General features: G+C 31.2%; 4 protein-coding genes. 1 reads left to right on the top strand and 3 read right to left on the bottom strand.

Going from position 1 to position 2,837, the window contains the following annotated elements:
- Positions 1–198: 198 nt before the first annotated feature.
- The 3 genes from AB8B65_RS11305 to AB8B65_RS11295 all read right to left on the bottom strand — a co-directional run bounded on the left by AB8B65_RS11305 (position 199) and on the right by AB8B65_RS11295 (position 2,512).
- Positions 199–642 carry a hypothetical protein gene (locus AB8B65_RS11305; protein ID WP_405301117.1) on the bottom strand — a complete coding sequence of 148 codons (444 nt, stop codon included), beginning with the start codon at positions 640–642 and terminating at the stop codon, positions 199–201.
- A 285-nt stretch (positions 643–927) separates the two neighbouring features.
- The gene (locus AB8B65_RS11300; protein WP_405301116.1) at positions 928–1,671 is read right to left on the bottom strand and encodes a hypothetical protein; all 744 of its coding nucleotides are present in this window, start codon (positions 1,669–1,671) and stop codon (positions 928–930) included.
- A 91-nt stretch (positions 1,672–1,762) separates the two neighbouring features.
- On the bottom strand, positions 1,763–2,512 hold the full coding sequence (locus AB8B65_RS11295) for a hypothetical protein (protein WP_405301115.1): 750 nt from the start codon (positions 2,510–2,512) through the stop codon (positions 1,763–1,765).
- Positions 2,513–2,616: 104 nt separating this feature from the next.
- Here AB8B65_RS11295 and AB8B65_RS11290 point away from each other — a divergent pair.
- Positions 2,617–2,837: VOC family protein (locus tag AB8B65_RS11290; RefSeq protein WP_405301114.1), on the top strand; the 221-nt coding region annotated here is incomplete at its 3' end.

The raw sequence follows: 2,837 nt of genomic DNA, 5'->3' as shown, positions 1-2,837 counted from the left end.
TATTTCGATAAACTCAGAGTAAACTACAAAGTTTAAAAGTTCAGCAGTTTATACTATGAAACAAACAGGAAGTAGGTAAAGCAACTCATAACTCACAACAGAAAACGGAGCAAAGCGACCAACCCATGAAGTTCAAGAGTTATAAGTTTAACAGTTTATACTATGAAACTACCCACAAAGTAAACAACCAACAACCAACTACTTCTTCACATCAAACAACAACGTTTTCTTCTTAAAATCAAGTTGAATTTGCGTGTATTTTTTCTTTTTAATGAAGTTCAAATCCTTCTTCGTGATTTCAAAGCTAATCTCTGTCAACCAACGATTAAAATCATCTGAAAAATCAGATTTAACTTCACCGCTATCAGACGTTAATGTCAATTCGGTATCGCCTAAAAACTTCATCGTAACACCTTTAAACGTTTTAATTTTTGTAGTATCTAAAACGATCAATTCCATAAACACATAACCATTCAATTCTTGTAGCGCAGCCCAAATTCCACCAGCTTCAGAAACAGCAAGTTGTTCACCTGGAATTTTCTTTATAATAGCTGCTGTTAAGGGTTCATTATAAGCACGATCAGTTGCTTTTGAACTTCCCATACGAGCCAACACTTTATCAACGGATTTGAATAATTTCATCTGTATTTTTTTATTTTACGAGTCTTAAATTTTAAGCGTTGCAAGATAGTATTTTTTATGAAGTTGAAGTGTGTATACGTTTAGAAGTTTAGTGACGAATCTACGGAAGTGAAAAATAAATAAGGCATAAAGAATGTTAAATGCTAAATGTTGAATTTTAAATAAATTGCCAAACACCAAACCTAAACCAATAACAATTCATTTAAAATACACAACGAGTTAAATTCATATTTGTATACTGAAAAAAAGCAACATAAGTAACTGGAATTCATAGGAGAAATCTAATTATTTCGCAAATCCTAACTTGTCTAACAAATAACGCTCATCAATGACTTTTAGCGTTAGCGAACTCTTAATTTCTGTTTCCATACTTCCAGATTGAATTGTATATGTGTACAAATAAAGTCCTTTAATAGTATCTCCATAAGTTGCTTTTACAGCAGCGCCATGAAGTCGTAATTTCTTTTCAAAACGAATCACAGCTTTCAATTGTGTTTCGGTCAGTATTCTATATTGGATGACTTTTTTATAACGTTTCAATTCAGAAACATATTCTGTAGTTACATACTTGGCTATTGTTTTATCTTTTTTAGGAATGATCACTATTTTCGATTCAAAACGACCGCTACAACCTTCAGATATAATTCTAAATTTCCAGCGTTTTCTTTTCGCAATTGCATGTTCAATACAGGTTTCTTTGATATTGTCTTTAAACGTATCCAAGCATAGTTGAAATTGTTCTTTCTGTCTATTCTTTTTGGGAATGAAAACAGTATCCATTTGCTGATCGTATAAGTTTTTATAGCTTATTTTGATACGATCTGTAGTCGTTTTAAAAACAATCAAATCACCAAATTCACTAATAATCTTATGTGCTGTAAGAATGTTGACCGTCAGTCGCAACGGAAAGTTGTCCTCTTCTTGATCGCAATCACTAAGTTTGAGTTCATAAACTTGTTGTGCACGCGTATTATTTGTACACAATAAAAGGATAAATAGGAAAAAGGTGTAGGTTATATTTTTATTCATTAGTAACTTTTACACTATAAATGTAGTTCGTAACATTATACTGTAAAATGGGCAATGAGTGAATAGAGAATTTGAATGAGTAAACGAGTAGTTATATTATTTTCTGAACAATACGTTCAATTCTTTTAATATCATCAATATTTGCCAATTTCAAGGTTTTTATAAAAAGATAGGTATCGTTGATTTCAATTTCCAAGCCTTTTTCGCCTTCAAATTTTTTAAGGAATCGATTAATTTCTTGAATGTTTTTAGAACCTCTATATGTAAAACTTTCATAATTTTTTAAGTTCAAATCATCATCTTTTCTCAAAAGGTCAAAGAACTTTTCTGAAGTTTCTTTTTCTCTCAAATAATAATGTCCTTTTAAAGAATTAATTTTCACCAAAAACATTAGTAATGAGCCATATAAGCCATCTTCTACTACAGGAAGAAAAATTAGTCCATTCTTAAACGTGAAAGTGCTTGAATATGACCAATCTTCATATTTGCTCAATATTTGACTCGATTCAATAATAGGATATTCAACATCTGGTAACGAACCTGTTTTTGTGTAAAAATCATTTTCATTCAAATATTTAATTACTTCTTTAAGACCATCGCCTTCTTCAGATAATTGAAGTTCTGGCATATAATGTGTTTCTCGATCGTCAGTAGACCATTGTCCAGATTCCGCTTCTTCCAATGAAATATATACACCAGTTTCAGGATCAAAAATACGATCATCATCTAAACTTTTCTTCAATTGGAGTTCTGCTTCTTTTTCTTTAGCAGTTGGTTTAAATACTATATACAGGGAAAAAGCGACTCCAATTCCGATAATCGTAAAAATCAATACATCCATATTTTTGTAATAAAAAAAAGCAATATAAGAAACCTTTATTTCAATATAAAAGATAACTCTCCAAAACGCTATTTTTTATTGCTACAATGCTCTATTTTTACACTATGCAAATTAACGAACTCACCCTTTTTACAACAAACTTAGAAGCGCAAAAACACTTTTATACGCAAGTATTGGAGTTGCCTTTGGTTGCCGCTTCCGCGGGAACGTTTACAATAAAAGTTGGTGCTTCTTCTTTAACTTTTGTAACATCAGAACACACAAATCCTGCACATTTTGCATTTGCTATTTCGTCCAATAAAATTCAGCAAGCGCTAGAATGGAC

Source organism: Kordia sp. (genome assembly GCF_045105435.1).
Taxonomy (GTDB): domain Bacteria; phylum Bacteroidota; class Bacteroidia; order Flavobacteriales; family Flavobacteriaceae; genus Kordia.
Note: the sequence above shows the minus strand (reverse complement) of the source record. Positions and strands in the feature narration are given on the sequence as shown.

Coding starts and splice junctions, on each gene's coding strand:
- AB8B65_RS11295 (WP_405301115.1), bottom strand. CDS start 2,512: ATGGATGTATTGATTTTTACGATTATCGGAATTGGAGTCGCTTTTTCC.
- AB8B65_RS11300 (WP_405301116.1), bottom strand. CDS start 1,671: ATGAATAAAAATATAACCTACACCTTTTTCCTATTTATCCTTTTATTG.
- AB8B65_RS11305 (WP_405301117.1), bottom strand. CDS start 642: ATGAAATTATTCAAATCCGTTGATAAAGTGTTGGCTCGTATGGGAAGT.